This is a genomic window from Algibacter miyuki (assembly GCF_030409805.1).
GTDB classification, from domain to species: domain Bacteria; phylum Bacteroidota; class Bacteroidia; order Flavobacteriales; family Flavobacteriaceae; genus Algibacter; species Algibacter miyuki.
On record NZ_JAUFQP010000004.1, the window covers coordinates 75,949 to 91,477 of the forward strand.

Genomic DNA, 15,529 nt, shown 5'->3' on the forward strand with positions numbered 1-15,529 from the left:
TTAACTTAAACTTTGAGTGCATTTCCAGTGCCATTTATAAGCAATGAGAACTACCCATTGGCTAATGCAAACACTACCTAGTACACCTAAGATTCCGTGAGACTTGATGACGAGTAAAATCAAACTTATGTTTACCAGAAAACCGAACAAACTTATATAAATAATAGCTTGTTCTTTATGAGTTTTTAGAAGTTCCATAATGTTTAATGTGTAAAAATAGCAGGGAAGGGCAATTAAGGCTCCAAGAATATAATATATATACGAAAAACCTAATTGCATAAAATATTCCATCATAATCCAAATAAAAAAAGCACCTAAAACGGTTAAAGGAATCGCTATAACATACAATCTGTATTTTATTTTTTGAACAACTAATGGTGATACACGATACATGTGCTTTGTAAACGGAATAGTAATATATGCAGCCAAAGCTTGTAGCATTAAAAAAGATGTGATTAGTAATTGATATTCTGCTAATTGTGCTTTTTCTAAATAAAAATCAACTACATAAATGTCTGCTTTTGAAATAAGCCAACCGCTTAGCCCTAAAATAAAAAAAGGTAGACCTGATTTAAATTCTTGTATAGATATTTTTGCAGTAAATGGTTCTTTCCAAAAGTTTAATTGTACGCTCAATATGATGAGTTTAGCCAAAGTGGCAATTGTATAGATTTTTAAAAAGTTATCTAAAACAAAAAAATCAACATAGAAAATGCTGCCGAAAATGATACCGAATGCCGTGATTTCCGCAATTAATTGAGCTCTAAAACGTTGGTGGTATACCACTAAAGTACTCAATGATGCATAACTAAATGTTAGTATAACAAGCAGAATGGCCCAAAATGCGATTGATGTTGGAAAAAACAAATATAAGGATAACGTTAGTGGTAAGAGTAAGCTTCTAGATAGGAAATTGCTAAAAAAAGCATGGTACATTTGTCCTGGTTCTTGGCTGTATTTTCTAAGTAAATAATCTCGGTTTCCCCACCCTAATAAAAAGGTTATTAAGAAGACCCAAATCATGACATTAATTAAAAGTGCCCAATCTGTTTTTCCAAATGTTTTTATGCCAAAAACAACAATCAAGAAGTTAAATGCAGGACTTGCAAACCCTTGAATGGTATTCATTCCTATGGTTATTAATTTACGCATTGTACAAGTTTAGATAGGCGTTTATAGTTTGCTTTTCCGAGCTTATTAGGATGCGGTTTTTAGTGTGTGTTTTTTCTGAAAGTATGGTTTGGCACGCTGCAACTAAAGCTGTTTCACTGTTACAAACTTTCCAATGTGTAGAGGTTTTTGCTAAGCCAACATCATAAGAAACAATTTGCATTCCTGAATAAAGCGCCTCTAAAAACACAAAGCCAAACGACTCGTATAAACTGGTGTGAAGTAGTAATTTAGATTGTGCCATATTTTTTAAAACTTCATGTCGGGAAATTTTTCCTTTAAGTGTTACTGTTTGGGATAATTTTGATTTTTTTATTAATTGCTCCAATTCGTTTCGCCATGCGCCGTCTCCAATAATAACAACATTGAGGTTGGTGTGGACTTTTATTAATTGAGAAATAACATTTATAAAATGAGCGTAATTTTTAATACTATTTACCGATCCAACACCAAGAATATCAATATTGTTTTTTGAAAGTTCAGGGAATTCCTTGGTGTTTAAATGCCAAGGGATTATGGTTGATTTTAGTTTATGGTTTTTTAGTAATTCAGATTGATGGTTGATAGAAAGGGTAACTATTTTTGCTGTAGAATTGGTTAGTTTTTTTGTGTATAAATTACCAGATTTTGCATCTTGACCCATTAATGTTACTACATGCTTAATGTGGTGTTTTATAGAAAAGCGTTCGCCAATCATAGCACATTCTCCAATCCAAAAACTATGAATGGTATCAATAGGTTGCTCTCGATGTATTTTTTTTAATATATTTAATGCCTTTTTCCATGTGCATAATTTCTTTAAGAGTTTATTCTTTCCGTTCAAAGGGATAATTTCAATACCATTCCAATCATAAGTTTTATTTGTAAAAGGAAATTGAAAACTTAATAGTGTTAATTTGCTATTAGGCAGGGCATTTTTCATGCTTTTAAGAAAAACTTGCAAGGCAGGAATAGTAGTCGAGTCATTCTCCGATTCGGGAAAGCCTGGTGTTAAAAAAACAATATGTTGAGATGTTTTATTCAATAGATTATGATGTACAACTTCAATAAAGTTTAAAAATAGTTGTTTTAATTATGCCATGCTGTATTGGTAAAAACTAAATCGGTTTCTTTTATTAGTTCAGGGTGGCGCTCAAGATTTTCAAAAGATATTAAAGTGCCATCTGTTTTATAAACATATTTATACATTTTTACGCCATGGTATAAATTTGATATTTGTTTTCTAATTTTATATTTAAATAATGAAAACCCAATTTTGCTTTCTAATTTTATAAGCAGTTTGTTTAAAAAGCTTGACGGGATATGTGTGCTATATAAATGTTCGCATAAAAAATGATAGTGAAAAGACACATATAGTGTTGGGTAGTTTAGGTGTTCTAAAGTAGATTTAAGGGTTGGCAAAATTTTGAATTCAGCACCTTCTACGTCCATTTTAATGAAATCTAGGTCTTTAATTTTGGATCGTGTAATAAAATCGAATAAAGAAATGGTTTCTATTTCTAAAGAATTTTCAGTATCCCGTTTACGCGCTAAAATGCTACTCGACGATTGCCCGTAAGCTTTTCTAGCAGATAACCGAAGTGTTTCTTTTTTGTCAGAAATTGCTGTTTGGTATATTTTTATTTTTTCTGATATTTCGGGATTTAAAGTAATGTTTTTTTCTAATTCACTATAACAAACCGGATCAGGGTCTAGGGCATGTACTGTATTCGCAGTTTTTGCAGCATAAAGGGTTAGAACACCGCTCCATGAACCAATATCTAATACTATGCTGTTTTTTTTTATGAAGTAATCAAAAATTGAAAAAGAATAGGGTTCCCAATCTTCCGAATTAATTTGCTCCCAATACCTTTTGTTTTGTCCAGGGTCAATTTGAAACGTATGATTTTTAAGTTGAATTTCCATATCTAAAATGTGTCTAAATCGGAGTAAGTAAAGGTGAAGTTGTTTAAATTGATGTTAGGGGCAAAATCTAAATAGCCAACCAACCATGATTTTTTTGGGTTAACTATAGTTTTTAATTGTGAAGCGATTACCGATTTGGGGTCTACTTGAAACAAAAGCTCTGTAATTCCTAGTAAAAAAGCTTTTCGTTTTAGTTTTTTAATGGCTTTTTGTAAAGCAATTTCAGAGGGGGCATACGATAATCCTACATGAATAATGGCTTCAATTTTAATCCAGAATACACAGCCTTCTATTTCAATACAATAATGCTTTTTAAAACTGTTTTTGTATGATATAAATTCAGGGGTAAATAATTGGGTATGCTTGCTTTTTTTTTCTTGCATTAATTTTTCGATAGCATTTTGGGACACTTTTTGATTAAAAAAGAGGGCGTAAAAATTATTCCAACCAATTTTGTTTAGCACCTTTCCAAAGGGGAGTGTTTTAACTGTTATATGAAAACGTTGCAACGGTACATGCTCTTTCCATTCTAGTTTTTTTGTGCTGAAATAGGTGTTTTCACTATGAAAGGCATACACGAATTTTATGTTGTTTTTAACCATAATGTTATAGGCAAACTTTGCTAATTGAAAATGTAAACCTTTTCGTTGATGGTCGGGCATGGTATAAGAGTCGCAGGCGTGTGCAACATATATTTCATGCCCATTTTTAATAAATTTTTGAGGTATGGCGCCATAAAATGCAACAGGAATATTATTATAGTAAGCAATGCTGCAAATAAATTCAACACCAAGGTAAGATGTGTTGTATTTATTTTCTAAGTACTCTAATGAAACGCGCTTATTAAAAACTTCCCAGAAGAGTTTTTTTACAGCAGGAAAATCACTTTTCTCTAATCTTTTAAGCCGATAAGTATTTCGATATAGCATAGTTTAAAAATAAGAACCTTTTAATAAATATGATATTTGTTGCTCCATTGAAATGTAAGGGTTTATTACAAACCTGTTTTTATAATTTTCATTTTGAGAGTCTTCCTTTGTATTGTAGTCTATTAACAATAAGCGTTTAAATCCTAATTCTGAGCAATACTTTGCAATATCGGGATTGTATGCACCAAATGGAAATGCAAACTCGGTAATGTGACGTTTACAAATACTTTCCAGTTGTTGTTTACTCGTTAGAATTTCATTTTGGGCAACCTCCAACGGTACATTAGTTAAATTTATGTGAGTGTTTCCATGTGCTCCAATGGTGAATAAGGGGTGGATTGCTATTACCTTAATTTGTTCGGGTGACATTAATTTCCAATAATCTCCTAGTGCCTCAAGAGGTAAGTTCTTCCAGTCTTCACTAAAAATGTGGTAGATGGATTCTATGGCGTCGTAAGACACTGTTTTGGCTATGGTTTTCAATGATATTCCGTTCCAAATAAATTCATTTTTATTGTTTTTTTTATATAAATTTTGTTGAAAGGTGATTTCTGTTCTTGTGGTGTGGTAGGATACTAAATCTATAAAATCAGGCCATAAATAGGGAGCTTTTTTATGAACTGTAGTTATGTAGAAACACGCAGGTGCATTATATTTCTGTAAAATGGGTACGGCATATTTATAGTTGTTTAAATAACCATCGTCAAAGGTAATGGCAATGTTTAAAGTGTTTTTTTTGAATTTTTTATTGTAAAAATCATCAAGTGAAATAACATTGTAATGTGTTGTAATATAGTTAATGAATGCATCAAAAAAGGTTTCGCTTACAAATCGGCTATTGTAGCGGGTTTCTCCATTACGGTCAATGCCGTGAAATAATAAAATACGTTCGCCGTAGCGGTTTTTTAATAATAATTTACCCAAACCAAGTTTGAATAAGGTGATGTTGTATAATAAACCTAAGCGGTATTTAATGCGTATCCAAAGCATGTTCAATTTGATATAATTTCCACCCGTCAGGATGTGTTTGTAAAATCTTTAATTTGTAGTTGTGTTCCATAAATTGCCAATTCAGCATAGGGTTTTTACCTTGCCATTGCAGGGCGTATTTATCAGGGTTAAATAGAATTAAATCGTGAGAACGGTAAGTTTTATACACTTCTAAGTACATGTTTTTGTATTCAAAATTTAGACCTCTCCCTTGTAAAGATAAATCTAAATCAAAACTATAAAGAGTTTTTCCTTCATATGGTTTTACCATGGTAACTATTTCTTTTTCTAAAATACTTCGGTTAAAAATATGATTAAATGTTATATACCAAAATAGTAACTGCAGGGTAACCGCAAATAGACCAAGGATTAGTAGGTGTTTTTTAATAAATTTGATATTAATTATTTTTTCAAAAGCAGGAAACATAAAAATTAATGTTAACGGAAATACTAATGCTAAAATTCGTGAATTTTGAAACGGAATGCCCGCGAGAAATAGAATGTATAATGAGATACAAAAGCCAAGTATCTTTTGATTAAAAGTAAAGCCGTACTTGTAGTTTTTTAAAGTGATAACACTTAAAATAGCACCGATAAAAATAAAACCAGGATGAAAGAAAATGTATAAAGTGTAAATTAAATTTGGAAATTGATAAAACTGGGTGCCATCTGTAGTTTGATAACTTGATTTAAAATAATTTGTTACCGACCATACTTTTAAAAAATAATTAGAAGAGGCTTCAAAAAGAGCGTCCCATTGTAAAATTAAAAAAGGTATACAGGCCATAAAGCTAACTAAAGCTCCAATTAAAAAGGGCTTAACAGCTTGGCGCTTAATAGTGGTATATAGGCTGTAAATAATAATAGGAAATGTAATGAATAGTGAAGGGTATCTCGTCATCAATGCGCAAGTTGCAAAAATAAATACAGGAGCAGTACTCGTTTTTTTGTATTGGGATTTAAAGAAGAAATAAAAGGATAGGACTATAAAAAGCAGCGCAGTGATATCGGACATAACAATTAAGCCCATTTTCAATAAAAATGGAGAGAGTACGGTAAAAATAAGCACGTATAACACGCTAAAAGCAGCATTAGAATATAGTAACCTAATTGTTTTTAACAAATAAATGCTAGCCATTGAAAAACTAATACAGCTTAAAAACTGCAGAGCAAATGCGGTGTCTCTAAATAATAGGCCAAAAAGGCTACCTAGAGTTGGGTAAAGTACAGGCCAGTAAAAAGGACCAGGGTGTGCACCAGTTGTAATGTATTCCTGAATGGCTATTGTGTACCGTAAGTACTCGTAGGAATCTTGTCCGTAAAGCCCATCAAACCCTAAAAGTCTTAGTATAAAAACAAGGAGCAATGGAATAATAGCAATTGAAAGTTTAGCGTATAAAAGGGCTTTCGGTTTTTGAAAATTCACTACTAATTTTGTTTTGTGAATATAAATATAGTTGTTAAATTGATGACCGTAAAACAAATAGAATTGTTTTTTGTTTTTCATAGTAAATCAGTAACCAACCACATGATAAATACTAAAAAAATTGTAGTCGTACTTCCGGCATACAACGCTTCTAGCACACTTAAAAAAACCTATAATGAAATTCCATTTGATATTGTCGATGCCGTGGTTTTGGTTGATGATAATAGTACGGATGAAACATTGCAAGAGGCAAGAAATTTAGGTATAAAGTATATATTAAAACATGATAAAAACAAAGGATATGGAGCAAATCAAAAGAGTTGCTACAAAAAAGCATTAGCCCTTGGTGGAGATATTGTAATTATGTTACATCCAGATTATCAGTACACGCCAAAATTAATTCACTCTATGGCGTATTTAATAGCAAACAATGTATACCCTGTAGTTATGGGCTCTAGAATTTTGGGTAAAGGTGCTTTACGTGGTGGAATGCCTATGTATAAATATGTAGCCAATAGGTTTTTAACTTTATTTCAAAATATTATAATAGGACAAAAATTATCAGAATATCATACTGGGTTTCGTGCGTTTTCAAAAGAGGTTTTAGAAACATTGACGCTAGAGCATAACTCCGACGATTTTATTTTTGATAATCAAATGATATGTCAAATTTTCAATAAAGGTTTTGAAATTGCAGAAATAACATGTCCTACAACCTATTCTAGTGAGAGCTCTTCGATAAATTTTAAAAGAAGTGTTACTTATGGTGTTGGTGTACTTATAGTCTCTGTTCAATATTTCTTACATAAAAGGAAAGTAAAGTTGTCGCATATATTCAAATAGTAAGTATATTTATGAAAAAAAACCAACCATTTTGAAAAAACATAAAATTCTTTTGTACAACCCTATAGCCGTGTTTTTTGATATGCCATTAGCGTTATTAGCAATAGGTTCTGTTCTTGATCCTCAAAAATACGAAGTTATAATTATTGATGGACGAATTGATGATAACCCAATAGATGCCATTAGTAAACATATTGATGAAGCCTTGTGTTTTGGAACAACCGTATTAACAGGGAAACCCATTAAGGATGCTTTGAAAACAACCCAAGCAGTTAAGAGAATGCGTCCAGATATTCCTGTAATTTGGGGAGGTTGGCATACTTCACTGTTTCCAACACAAACTTTAGAAGATGAAAACTGTATTGATGTCACAGCGCAAGGTCAGGGAGAAGACACTTTTAAGGAGTTGGTTGAGGCTTATGCTGATAAAAAGGATATTACTTCAATTAAAGGAATTTGTTATCGTAATTCGGAAGGTGGAATTATAAAAAATCCACCAAGAACCATTACCGCAATGGATACTTTTGCTGATATTAATTATGAATTAATTGATGTAGAAAAGTATTTTAAAAAGAAAGGAAGAAGGCAACTCGATTACATTTCATCAACAGGGTGTTACTTTAGATGTACATTTTGTGCCGATCCATTCGTGTATAATAGAAAATGGACTGCAATTTCCCCTGAAGTTATGGTTAACAAACTTGCTGAATTACACGAAAAGTATCAATTCACAGATTTGAATTTACAAGATGAAACGTATTTTACATACCGAGATCGCGTTATAGAAATTTCAGAACGTATCATAGAAAAAGGATTAAACTTTTCATGGGCAGCCACCATGAGAGCAGATCAAGGTTCTCGAATGACTATTGAAGATTTTAAAATCTGTGCAAAATCAGGATTACGCCGATTGCTTATTGGGGTAGAGTCGGGGTCTCAAGAAATGATGGATTGGCTTAAAAAAGATATTAAATTAGAGCAAGTATACATGTGCGCCGAGCGCTGTAAAGAACTTGGTATTGCTGTTCAATTTCCGTTTATAGTTGGTTTTCCAGAGGAAACCGATAAAAGTATTGAGGAGACAGTGAAAGTAGCATTAGAATTAAACAGTATGCACCCAAACTTCAATACACCTATTTTTTATTTTAAACCTTACCCAGGAACTACAATTACAGATAACGTGATAAAAGACGGGTATAAGTTACCGAAAACAGTGCATGAATGGTCCGATTTTGATTTTGTTGGCTCGTCTGGGCCATGGGTTAGTGCTGAAAAATATGATTTCTTCGAGAAATTTAAATTCTATTTGAAATTCGCATATTCTAATCAGAGATTAATATACAAGCCATTACAGTTTTTAGCAAGATGGCGCTGTAAATATAAATTTTTCAGTATGCCTATAGAAAAGAAAATTGTAGATGTTTTATTTAAAAAGCAGCAATTAGCATAGTCGCTATTTCTATTTGTTCTTAAACCATAGCCGTTAGTACCATTAAATATTTTCTTGATGGTATTAACGGTTTTTTTTACGGAGTATTATTACAGTATTATTGGTTTAGTAGAGGCTTTAAATAGTCTGCAATTTGATCCGATGCTAATTCAGCTCCAGATTCATTAAAATGAAAATCATCATAAAAAGATGCTGTAGTTTTTGGAAGTTGTAAATCTAGACATGAAACATTATTTTTTTTGCAAACGGCCTTTAGGCGTGTGTTAAAAATAGCCATCCCTTCGTGTAGTGATCGGGTGCTATAAAAAGCTTCATTATTTGCAAAGCCGCTCGTTACTATTAAATCTTCATATTTTTTTTCAAGATTTGGTTTCCACATAGTAGCCTGTGTTACAAAAATAAGTTTGATTTTTTTGTTATTAGCTTGTTGAATTAAGTTTTCAATATTAGCTGTGTAATGTTCTAAGGCTGGTTCTAAATTGGGTAATTCATCTATAATTTTAGATCGTTTTTTTAAATCTTTTATATTTTCAACCGTTTTTGTTAAATAATCTTTATGCATTAAATAAAAAAGAATGTTTTTCTTTGCTCTAGAGGCAAGCTTAAACAGTGTGAATCTTTTATGAAACGGCAGATAGGCATTGGGAGAGTGCTGGAATGCCACACGATTTAAATCGTATTTAGGCGTGTTTAAATATCTTTCAGCAGAAATTAGATAAGCTACAAAATCGTTTACACCTTGCATAATTACAACCACTTTTGTATTACTTAATTCTGGTTTTTCTAGAATGTGTTTAAATTGCTCTATATGGTGGTTACTGCTGTTTCCGGGTCTTCCGAAATTGCCAACCCAATAATCGTTATTTAATTTGGTTTCTAATAATGCGGGCCAAGTTTTGGTTTGTGTTAAAGCAAAACAAGCTGTAGTACTTCCTCCAAAAGTTACAATTTTAGGTTTGTCGTCGTCATAGTTTGTGGTCGATCTGGCACCTAAGGCATCAAAAGCGACTTCAGAATTTTGATGGATACCAGTTATTTTATTAGAATCGATTACCCATGTAAAGCCAGAATGGGGTGTGCCTGTATAAAATTCACTAGGGAAAAGATTGAAAAAAGATAAAATTATTTCGGCTATTATAAGGATGACTAATGTGAAAACACCAGAAAACATCAATTTTTTTAAATATTTTTTGTGAAGCATTATGAGTTTATGAGTTAGTTTTGATGAATCGATACCATGAAAAAGGGGAGTCTTTCTTGTTTAAAACCTTGTTTAGGAGTTTGTTGTTGGGGCTGTAGAGAGTTTCAAAATTACGAATATTATCAAGGTTGTGATGATGATAGTTTTTAGCCATTTTAGGAACGCCAAGTGTTGTGTAATATGCCTTAGTACGTTCTTTAGCGTTGGTAATGCGGTTTTTTTTATAAAAAGGACTATCGATAATATGAATTTCGCCTTTTGGCTTTAAAAATAACTGTAATTGTTTGATTAATGCTTCAAAATTTTCAAAATATTGAATAGCACCGTTCATGGTGATAATGTCAAACTGCATTTTAAAAATATCGGAAACCTTGTAGATATCTGCATATACAAAATTTAAGTTGTTAGAGTTAAAAACTCTTGCAGCTTGTTCTAACTCATCACGATTTATGTCTAATCCAATCACGCTGTTTTCTCTAGAAACCTTTGCTATTCTATTAGAAAACCAGCCATTTCCGCAGCCAATATCTAGAATAGTTAAGGCTTTGTTTTTAGAAGCTAAGTAGGTTGTAAAACGTGTTGTAGATTTTACACGTAGAGGCCATTCGTACCGTTTCGAATACGGTAGTTTTTCAACCTCAGCATCGGTAAACAGGCGCCGTTCTTTTTCGCGAACTTTCAAGTAACATTCAGAAAATACTTGATTTTCAGGAGTAAAATAATAAACGCTATTTATTTTAGTAACATCGCTGAAATTCATGGTAGTTTGTATAGTTTCATTGCCGATTGTGCTAAAATGGATTTTGTTTTTAATTTAAAACACGATATTAAATTGCGGTTTTTTCCTTTAAGTAGTTCCTTGTTATAGTTAACTTCATTAACAATTAAACGCACTGCAAAATCATAAAATTTTCTGGAATAAGTGCGTTTAAAATCAATATCTCTATCTGTTGAGGTTTCCCAATTGGGCTTACTTATTATTCTATCTTCAATTTCGGTGTATAAAGATGTTCCTTTAATAGGATATGCAACTGTAATAGTGAAATGTGTAGGGTTGGCGGCTTTTAGATATCTAATTGATTCTTTTATATCAAGTTCGTCCTCACCAGGGTAGCCAACCATAATAAATGTACCTGTTTCCATACCAAGGGCATTGGTTTTTTGAATAGCACTTTTAACGACATCAACATCTACACGCCTGTCCATGGCGTCAATTATTTTTTGCGAACCACTTTCGGCACCAATCCAGATACGATAACATCCCATGTCTTTTAATAGTCCAAGAATTTCATCGTTTAAACGCTCGGCTCTGGTAATGCATTCAAAAGGAATTATAGCGTCTTGCTTTAATATTTCTTCATGAAATTCTTTTATCCATTTATGGCTAACGGTAAATACATCGTCTACAAACCAAATGCTATCTGGGTTGTATTCTGTTTTAAGGTATTTTAATTCTTCGGCGACCATATTTGCAGGGCGTCGTCTATAGCTTTGTCCATAAACAGCAGTGCTACACCATTTACAAGTATAGGGGCATCCACGCTGTGTGCTTACGGTCATGGAGCTTTTTTTGTGATGCGTTTTCCATGTGTTTAAATATTTATCAACAGGAATAGCCGCTCGATTTGGTAGAGGTAATTCCTCTAAACTTTTCATTTTTATTCTGGGGGGCGTTTTTATTACCATCCCATTTTCTAAATAAGCAATACCGGTAATGTTGTTGTGTGGTTTGTTGGCTAAAATGGCACTATATAACTCCAAGGTGGTTTGTTCACCTTCTCCTATGATAATAAAATCGGCTCCTGTGTTTAAGTAGTTTTCTAAATTATAGGTAAGGTCGGGGCCGCCTAAAATAATTTTTGGAAACCCATATATCGCGTCGTTTTTTAAAATTTTAACTAATTTAATAACGTTTATTTTAGTCATTAAATTGGTGTAAATAGCAACGGCTTTAGGTTGTTCTTTTTTTAAAAAAAGAAGTTGCTCTTGTGCTGTGTAAAATGTAGAATCAAAAACATGGTTTTTTACGTTGTTTGCATTTAGGTAGCCAGAAATGTAGAGCAAGCCTAAAGGCGCATAAGGTTTCATTATTTTTTGTTCCTTATCATCTTCATTTAGAAAATACGAATGTGTTAATACAATGCTCATTTAAGTTGAAGTTCTATTAAGAAATGATCGGCGTATTTTGCTAAAAAGGTTGGAGTTGCTATTGCGTCTATTCCTTTAAATATTGATAACACTACTTTTTTTGTCAAAATTGAATTTTCAAGATATGAAGGCGGAATGGCTAAACCAATGGGTTTTATTTTATTTATGTAAAATCTATTTGTTGTTAAGTTTATAATGTCTTCAGGATTGTAGTACCATGTTTTAACAGTAACGCCATCTACATGTACTTCTAAACTTTTACTGGTATTTCTTCGGATTGCTTTTTTGAAATCTCCTTTTAAGGAAAAGTAGAGGTTTTCCCAAAGGCATTTTTTAGGCATAATAACCAATACTAACTTTCCACTTGGAGTTAGTAGTTTTTTTGCACTTTTTAGGAATTGCTCTAATTGTGGTTTAGATAAACAGTTTAATCCTCCAAAATTTGAAAAAATAAAATCGAATTTTTGATTAAACGAAGTTTCGTGTAGTGTATTTATATCTTGAACTATAAATTTTAAATTACTAGAATGTTTTTTTGCTTTAGAAACCGCTATCATGGCTTCTGAAATGTCTGTAGCAATAACTTGATGTCCTAATTTTGAGAAACAAATAGCATCTTCGCCTGTACCGCAGTTAAGCTCTAAAATATTAAGCTGTGTTTCTGTTTGTATTATGGGCTTTATATATTTATAAACACGATGGCGCTGGGCTTTGCCAATGTTAGAAAATGTAAATGTGGCATCATATTTTGTGGCTGCAATGTCGAAATCATTATCCATTTGTAGGTTTCATATTTTTTAATTGCATTTTATCTATAAAAGCAGAAGGTACATAATACGCTAATTTTAGTATGGATTTGCCCTTTTTTAAATTAAACTTATTTAAGTTTTGTATGCCTTGGCTAATTCTATATTCTTTATGCACGTAACGTTGTAACTTTTTGTAAAAAGCAGAACTATAAGTGCCCTTAAAAAGCATAGCAAGATCATCGGAATCTCTCCAGTTGGCTTTTAGTTTTAAATCGTCTTTTACTTTGTCGTAAAACTTGGTGCCTGGTAAAGGATAGGAAACTGAAACTCCAATATTGTCAGGAACGAGTTCTTTAATCATACTAATGGTTTTCGTAATATCTTCTTTGGTTTCACCGAGATATCCAAACTGAATAAAGAAGGCGACACGAATATTTTTTTCTTTTAGTAGGCGCGTAGCTTCATAAATTTGTGCCACACTAGTGTCTTTATCCATTGCGTCTAAAATAGCTTGTGAGCCACTTTCAGCACCTACCCAAACTTCTTCCAATCCGCTTTCTGCTAAAGCATCGATAGTATCTTCTTTTAAAAGTAAATCAACTCTACTTTGTATGTAATATGAAATAGAAAGCTTTTCTTTTTTTAGTGCTGTATTAAAGTTTTGTACCCATTTTGGTTTTAATCCAAAAATATCATCGCACATCCAAAAACGGTTAACGCCATAAGTTTGGCTAAGGTATTTTATATGTTTTGTGATGTATTCGGGTGAATGCGAATTGTAACGGTTACCATAAATAGGTTTTGCACACCAATTACATTTGTACGGGCAACCTCTGGTGGTGGCTATATTTAAGGTGAAATCATTTCCGCTTTGTTGCCATACTTTTTTATAGGCTTCAATATCAACCAAATCCCAGGCAGGTATTGGAAATTCATCTAAATTTTTAGTAACAATGCGTTTGGGTGTTTTTACAATGGTATTGTTCTGTATGTAAACAATACCTTTAATATTATAAGGGTTTTCGTTTCTAGATAACGTATTAACTAATTCTTTTAAGCTTACTTCACCTTCTCCTTGGATAATATAATGGGCTCCATTTTTAAGATATTTTTCAAAATGATCTGTAGCATCCGAGCTGTTAACAATTACGGTGCAGCCTTCAGATTTTGCCATTTTTATCATTTTAAAAGCGGCTTCTCGCATAGTGGTTAAGCACATTTTGGTGAGGTAGTTAAAGCCATCATCATAAAGTACAAAAAACTGAGGTTTTTCGGCTTTTAATTTGGTGATAATCCCTGTTGGAGCATCTATCAAGTTGGTGTCAAATAAGGAAACGGTATATCCGTTTTCTCTTAAATAAGAAGCCGCGTAAATGGTTCCTAAAGGAGGGAAAGGGGTTTTGTTATCCCATTGTTTTTTGTCGAATTTATAAAAATACGAATGCGAAAAAAGAATAGAGTCCATAGTTAAAAAGCGTTTATATGATGCGTAGTTTCTATTTCGGCCTTTTTAGCATTAAAAGCATCCATTACCTTTTTTTGAAAATTTTGTGGGTGGTGTTTACTTACAGTTTCGGTTGATTTTAATGCAATTTCAAATTCTTTTTTATCTATGTTTTTAAATTTCGATTCCCAACGTTTTAAGGTCAGGTTTTTAAAGTGATTTTCCAGGCGATTTCCTATTTTTTTGTTGCAAATATATTCTATGAATTTAGAAATTATAAACGGTTTTATGGTGGTATCTACTTCTACTTGCTGATTATTTATGTTCGGCAAGTAACTATGTGCCCATGTGTTTTGCTTTAAAAATTTAGAAAATACGGCTTTTCCTGTAATGGGTATTAGCGTGCGTAATTCTGTGGCTGTAAAGAGATTTTTTTCTTTAATCTCTAAGTCGTTTTTACTAATAAAGTAATTAACGCAAAAGTATTTTTTTGAATTTAGTAAAAATACTTTTTTAAAGAGTATTAGTAGGGTTCTGGCAATCCAAAGCCTATTAGGTTTTGTAATTATAAAAAAATCGATATCGCCGTCATTATCATAACAGCCTTTAGAGAGAGCTCCTGAAATACTAACACTTTCGATATAAGGGAATTTTGAAATAAATTGAGCTTGCTTTAAAGCTTTAGGCATAATGTTTTTGGCATGTGCATTTCCTTTTGTTCTTTTTGTTACAATAGTTTCGTCATTGTTATAGATAAAGTAACCGTTATACTCTTTAACAATGTTTAGTGATTTTAGTTTTACTAATTCTTTTTGTAAAGCAATAGCGTCGTTAGATTTAGAAAACAAAAAAATTTCATCTTTAGTTAATGGGTAATTAAAGATTGAAAAATATAGTATGGGCTGTAAACTATTCAAGTTGGTAGTAATTTTCTATCTTTTGATGTAAAATAAGTTATACGCTAAGTTACAGTTTTTTTTTGATTCCGATTCATGTGTGTTATTTGGTTTTATGATAAAACTGCCCCTTTTTTTCTGCGAAATATGTATTTTTTTTGATTATTTTTTGTGCAACTCTTAGTTCTGTTGGAATGTGTTATGTATTGATATCTGGTTAAACGTAATATTTAATGGCATGTTGAAGTGAAATTTTATCATTTTTGAGATTTTAATATAAAGATGAAAATAAACACAGGCTGAAAAAAATACTTAAGGAGATATTGTATTTTTAAGTAAATTTAAAAGAAAGAAAAACCCATGGTAGCTGTTTTATTG

At 32.1% G+C, this 15,529-nt stretch carries 14 protein-coding genes; 2 read left to right on the forward strand and 12 right to left on the reverse strand.

Annotated elements, in window-relative coordinates; translation table 11 throughout:
• Genes QWY92_RS02525 through QWY92_RS02550 form a run of 6 tightly spaced genes read right to left on the reverse strand, consistent with a single transcriptional unit; the run spans nucleotide 1 to nucleotide 6,420 of the window.
• Entirely contained in the window at nucleotides 1-1,152 is a 1,152-nt protein-coding gene (locus QWY92_RS02525) for a lipopolysaccharide biosynthesis protein (RefSeq protein ID WP_290268354.1), read from the reverse strand.
• Complete coding sequence (locus tag QWY92_RS02530; protein WP_290268355.1) at nucleotides 1,145-2,194, reverse strand: glycosyltransferase family 4 protein; 1,050 nt, start codon at nucleotides 2,192-2,194, stop codon at nucleotides 1,145-1,147. The genes QWY92_RS02525 and QWY92_RS02530 overlap by 8 nt, the downstream gene beginning before the upstream one ends.
• A gap of 44 nt (nucleotides 2,195-2,238) precedes the next feature.
• Complete coding sequence (locus QWY92_RS02535; protein ID WP_290268356.1) at nucleotides 2,239-3,075, reverse strand: FkbM family methyltransferase; 837 nt, start codon at nucleotides 3,073-3,075, stop codon at nucleotides 2,239-2,241.
• A gap of 2 nt (nucleotides 3,076-3,077) precedes the next feature.
• Complete coding sequence (locus QWY92_RS02540; RefSeq protein WP_290268357.1) at nucleotides 3,078-4,004, reverse strand: GNAT family N-acetyltransferase; 927 nt, start codon at nucleotides 4,002-4,004, stop codon at nucleotides 3,078-3,080.
• A gap of 3 nt (nucleotides 4,005-4,007) precedes the next feature.
• Nucleotides 4,008-4,994 (reverse strand): polysaccharide deacetylase family protein, encoded by a 987-nt coding sequence (locus QWY92_RS02545; protein WP_290268358.1) that lies wholly within the window; start codon nucleotides 4,992-4,994, stop codon nucleotides 4,008-4,010.
• On the reverse strand, nucleotides 4,975-6,420 hold the full coding sequence (locus tag QWY92_RS02550) for an ArnT family glycosyltransferase (RefSeq protein ID WP_290268359.1): 1,446 nt from the start codon (nucleotides 6,418-6,420) through the stop codon (nucleotides 4,975-4,977). Before QWY92_RS02550 ends, QWY92_RS02545 begins: the two co-directional genes overlap by 20 nt.
• A gap of 42 nt (nucleotides 6,421-6,462) precedes the next feature.
• Between QWY92_RS02550 and QWY92_RS02555 the strand changes: the two genes are divergently transcribed.
• Both QWY92_RS02555 and QWY92_RS02560 read left to right on the forward strand, forming a co-directional pair.
• Complete coding sequence (locus QWY92_RS02555; protein ID WP_290268360.1) at nucleotides 6,463-7,263, forward strand: glycosyltransferase family 2 protein; 801 nt, start codon at nucleotides 6,463-6,465, stop codon at nucleotides 7,261-7,263.
• 31 nt (nucleotides 7,264-7,294) lie between these two features.
• On the forward strand, nucleotides 7,295-8,713 hold the full coding sequence (locus QWY92_RS02560; protein WP_290268361.1) for a B12-binding domain-containing radical SAM protein: 1,419 nt from the start codon (nucleotides 7,295-7,297) through the stop codon (nucleotides 8,711-8,713).
• A 97-nt stretch (nucleotides 8,714-8,810) separates the two neighbouring features.
• On the opposite strand, the gene QWY92_RS02565 is transcribed toward QWY92_RS02560, so the two are convergent.
• Genes QWY92_RS02565 through QWY92_RS02590 form a run of 6 tightly spaced genes read right to left on the reverse strand, consistent with a single transcriptional unit; the run spans nucleotide 8,811 to nucleotide 15,103 of the window.
• Nucleotides 8,811-9,914 carry an SGNH/GDSL hydrolase family protein gene (locus tag QWY92_RS02565; protein WP_290268362.1) on the reverse strand — a complete coding sequence of 368 codons (1,104 nt, stop codon included), beginning with the start codon at nucleotides 9,912-9,914 and terminating at the stop codon, nucleotides 8,811-8,813.
• Between the two features lie 7 nt (nucleotides 9,915-9,921).
• The gene (locus QWY92_RS02570) at nucleotides 9,922-10,674 is read right to left on the reverse strand and encodes a class I SAM-dependent methyltransferase (protein WP_290268363.1); all 753 of its coding nucleotides are present in this window, start codon (nucleotides 10,672-10,674) and stop codon (nucleotides 9,922-9,924) included.
• Nucleotides 10,671-12,062 (reverse strand): B12-binding domain-containing radical SAM protein, encoded by a 1,392-nt coding sequence (locus QWY92_RS02575; protein WP_290268364.1) that lies wholly within the window; start codon nucleotides 12,060-12,062, stop codon nucleotides 10,671-10,673. Before QWY92_RS02575 ends, QWY92_RS02570 begins: the two co-directional genes overlap by 4 nt.
• On the reverse strand, nucleotides 12,059-12,841 hold the full coding sequence (locus QWY92_RS02580; protein ID WP_290268365.1) for a class I SAM-dependent methyltransferase: 783 nt from the start codon (nucleotides 12,839-12,841) through the stop codon (nucleotides 12,059-12,061). Before QWY92_RS02580 ends, QWY92_RS02575 begins: the two co-directional genes overlap by 4 nt.
• A complete protein-coding gene (locus QWY92_RS02585; protein ID WP_290268366.1) occupies nucleotides 12,834-14,276 on the reverse strand; it encodes a B12-binding domain-containing radical SAM protein in 1,443 nt (480 codons plus the stop codon). The genes QWY92_RS02580 and QWY92_RS02585 overlap by 8 nt, the downstream gene beginning before the upstream one ends.
• A 2-nt stretch (nucleotides 14,277-14,278) precedes the next feature.
• Nucleotides 14,279-15,103 (reverse strand): nucleotidyltransferase domain-containing protein, encoded by an 825-nt coding sequence (locus tag QWY92_RS02590; RefSeq protein ID WP_290268367.1) that lies wholly within the window; start codon nucleotides 15,101-15,103, stop codon nucleotides 14,279-14,281.
• Between the last annotated feature and the right edge of the window lie 426 nt (nucleotides 15,104-15,529).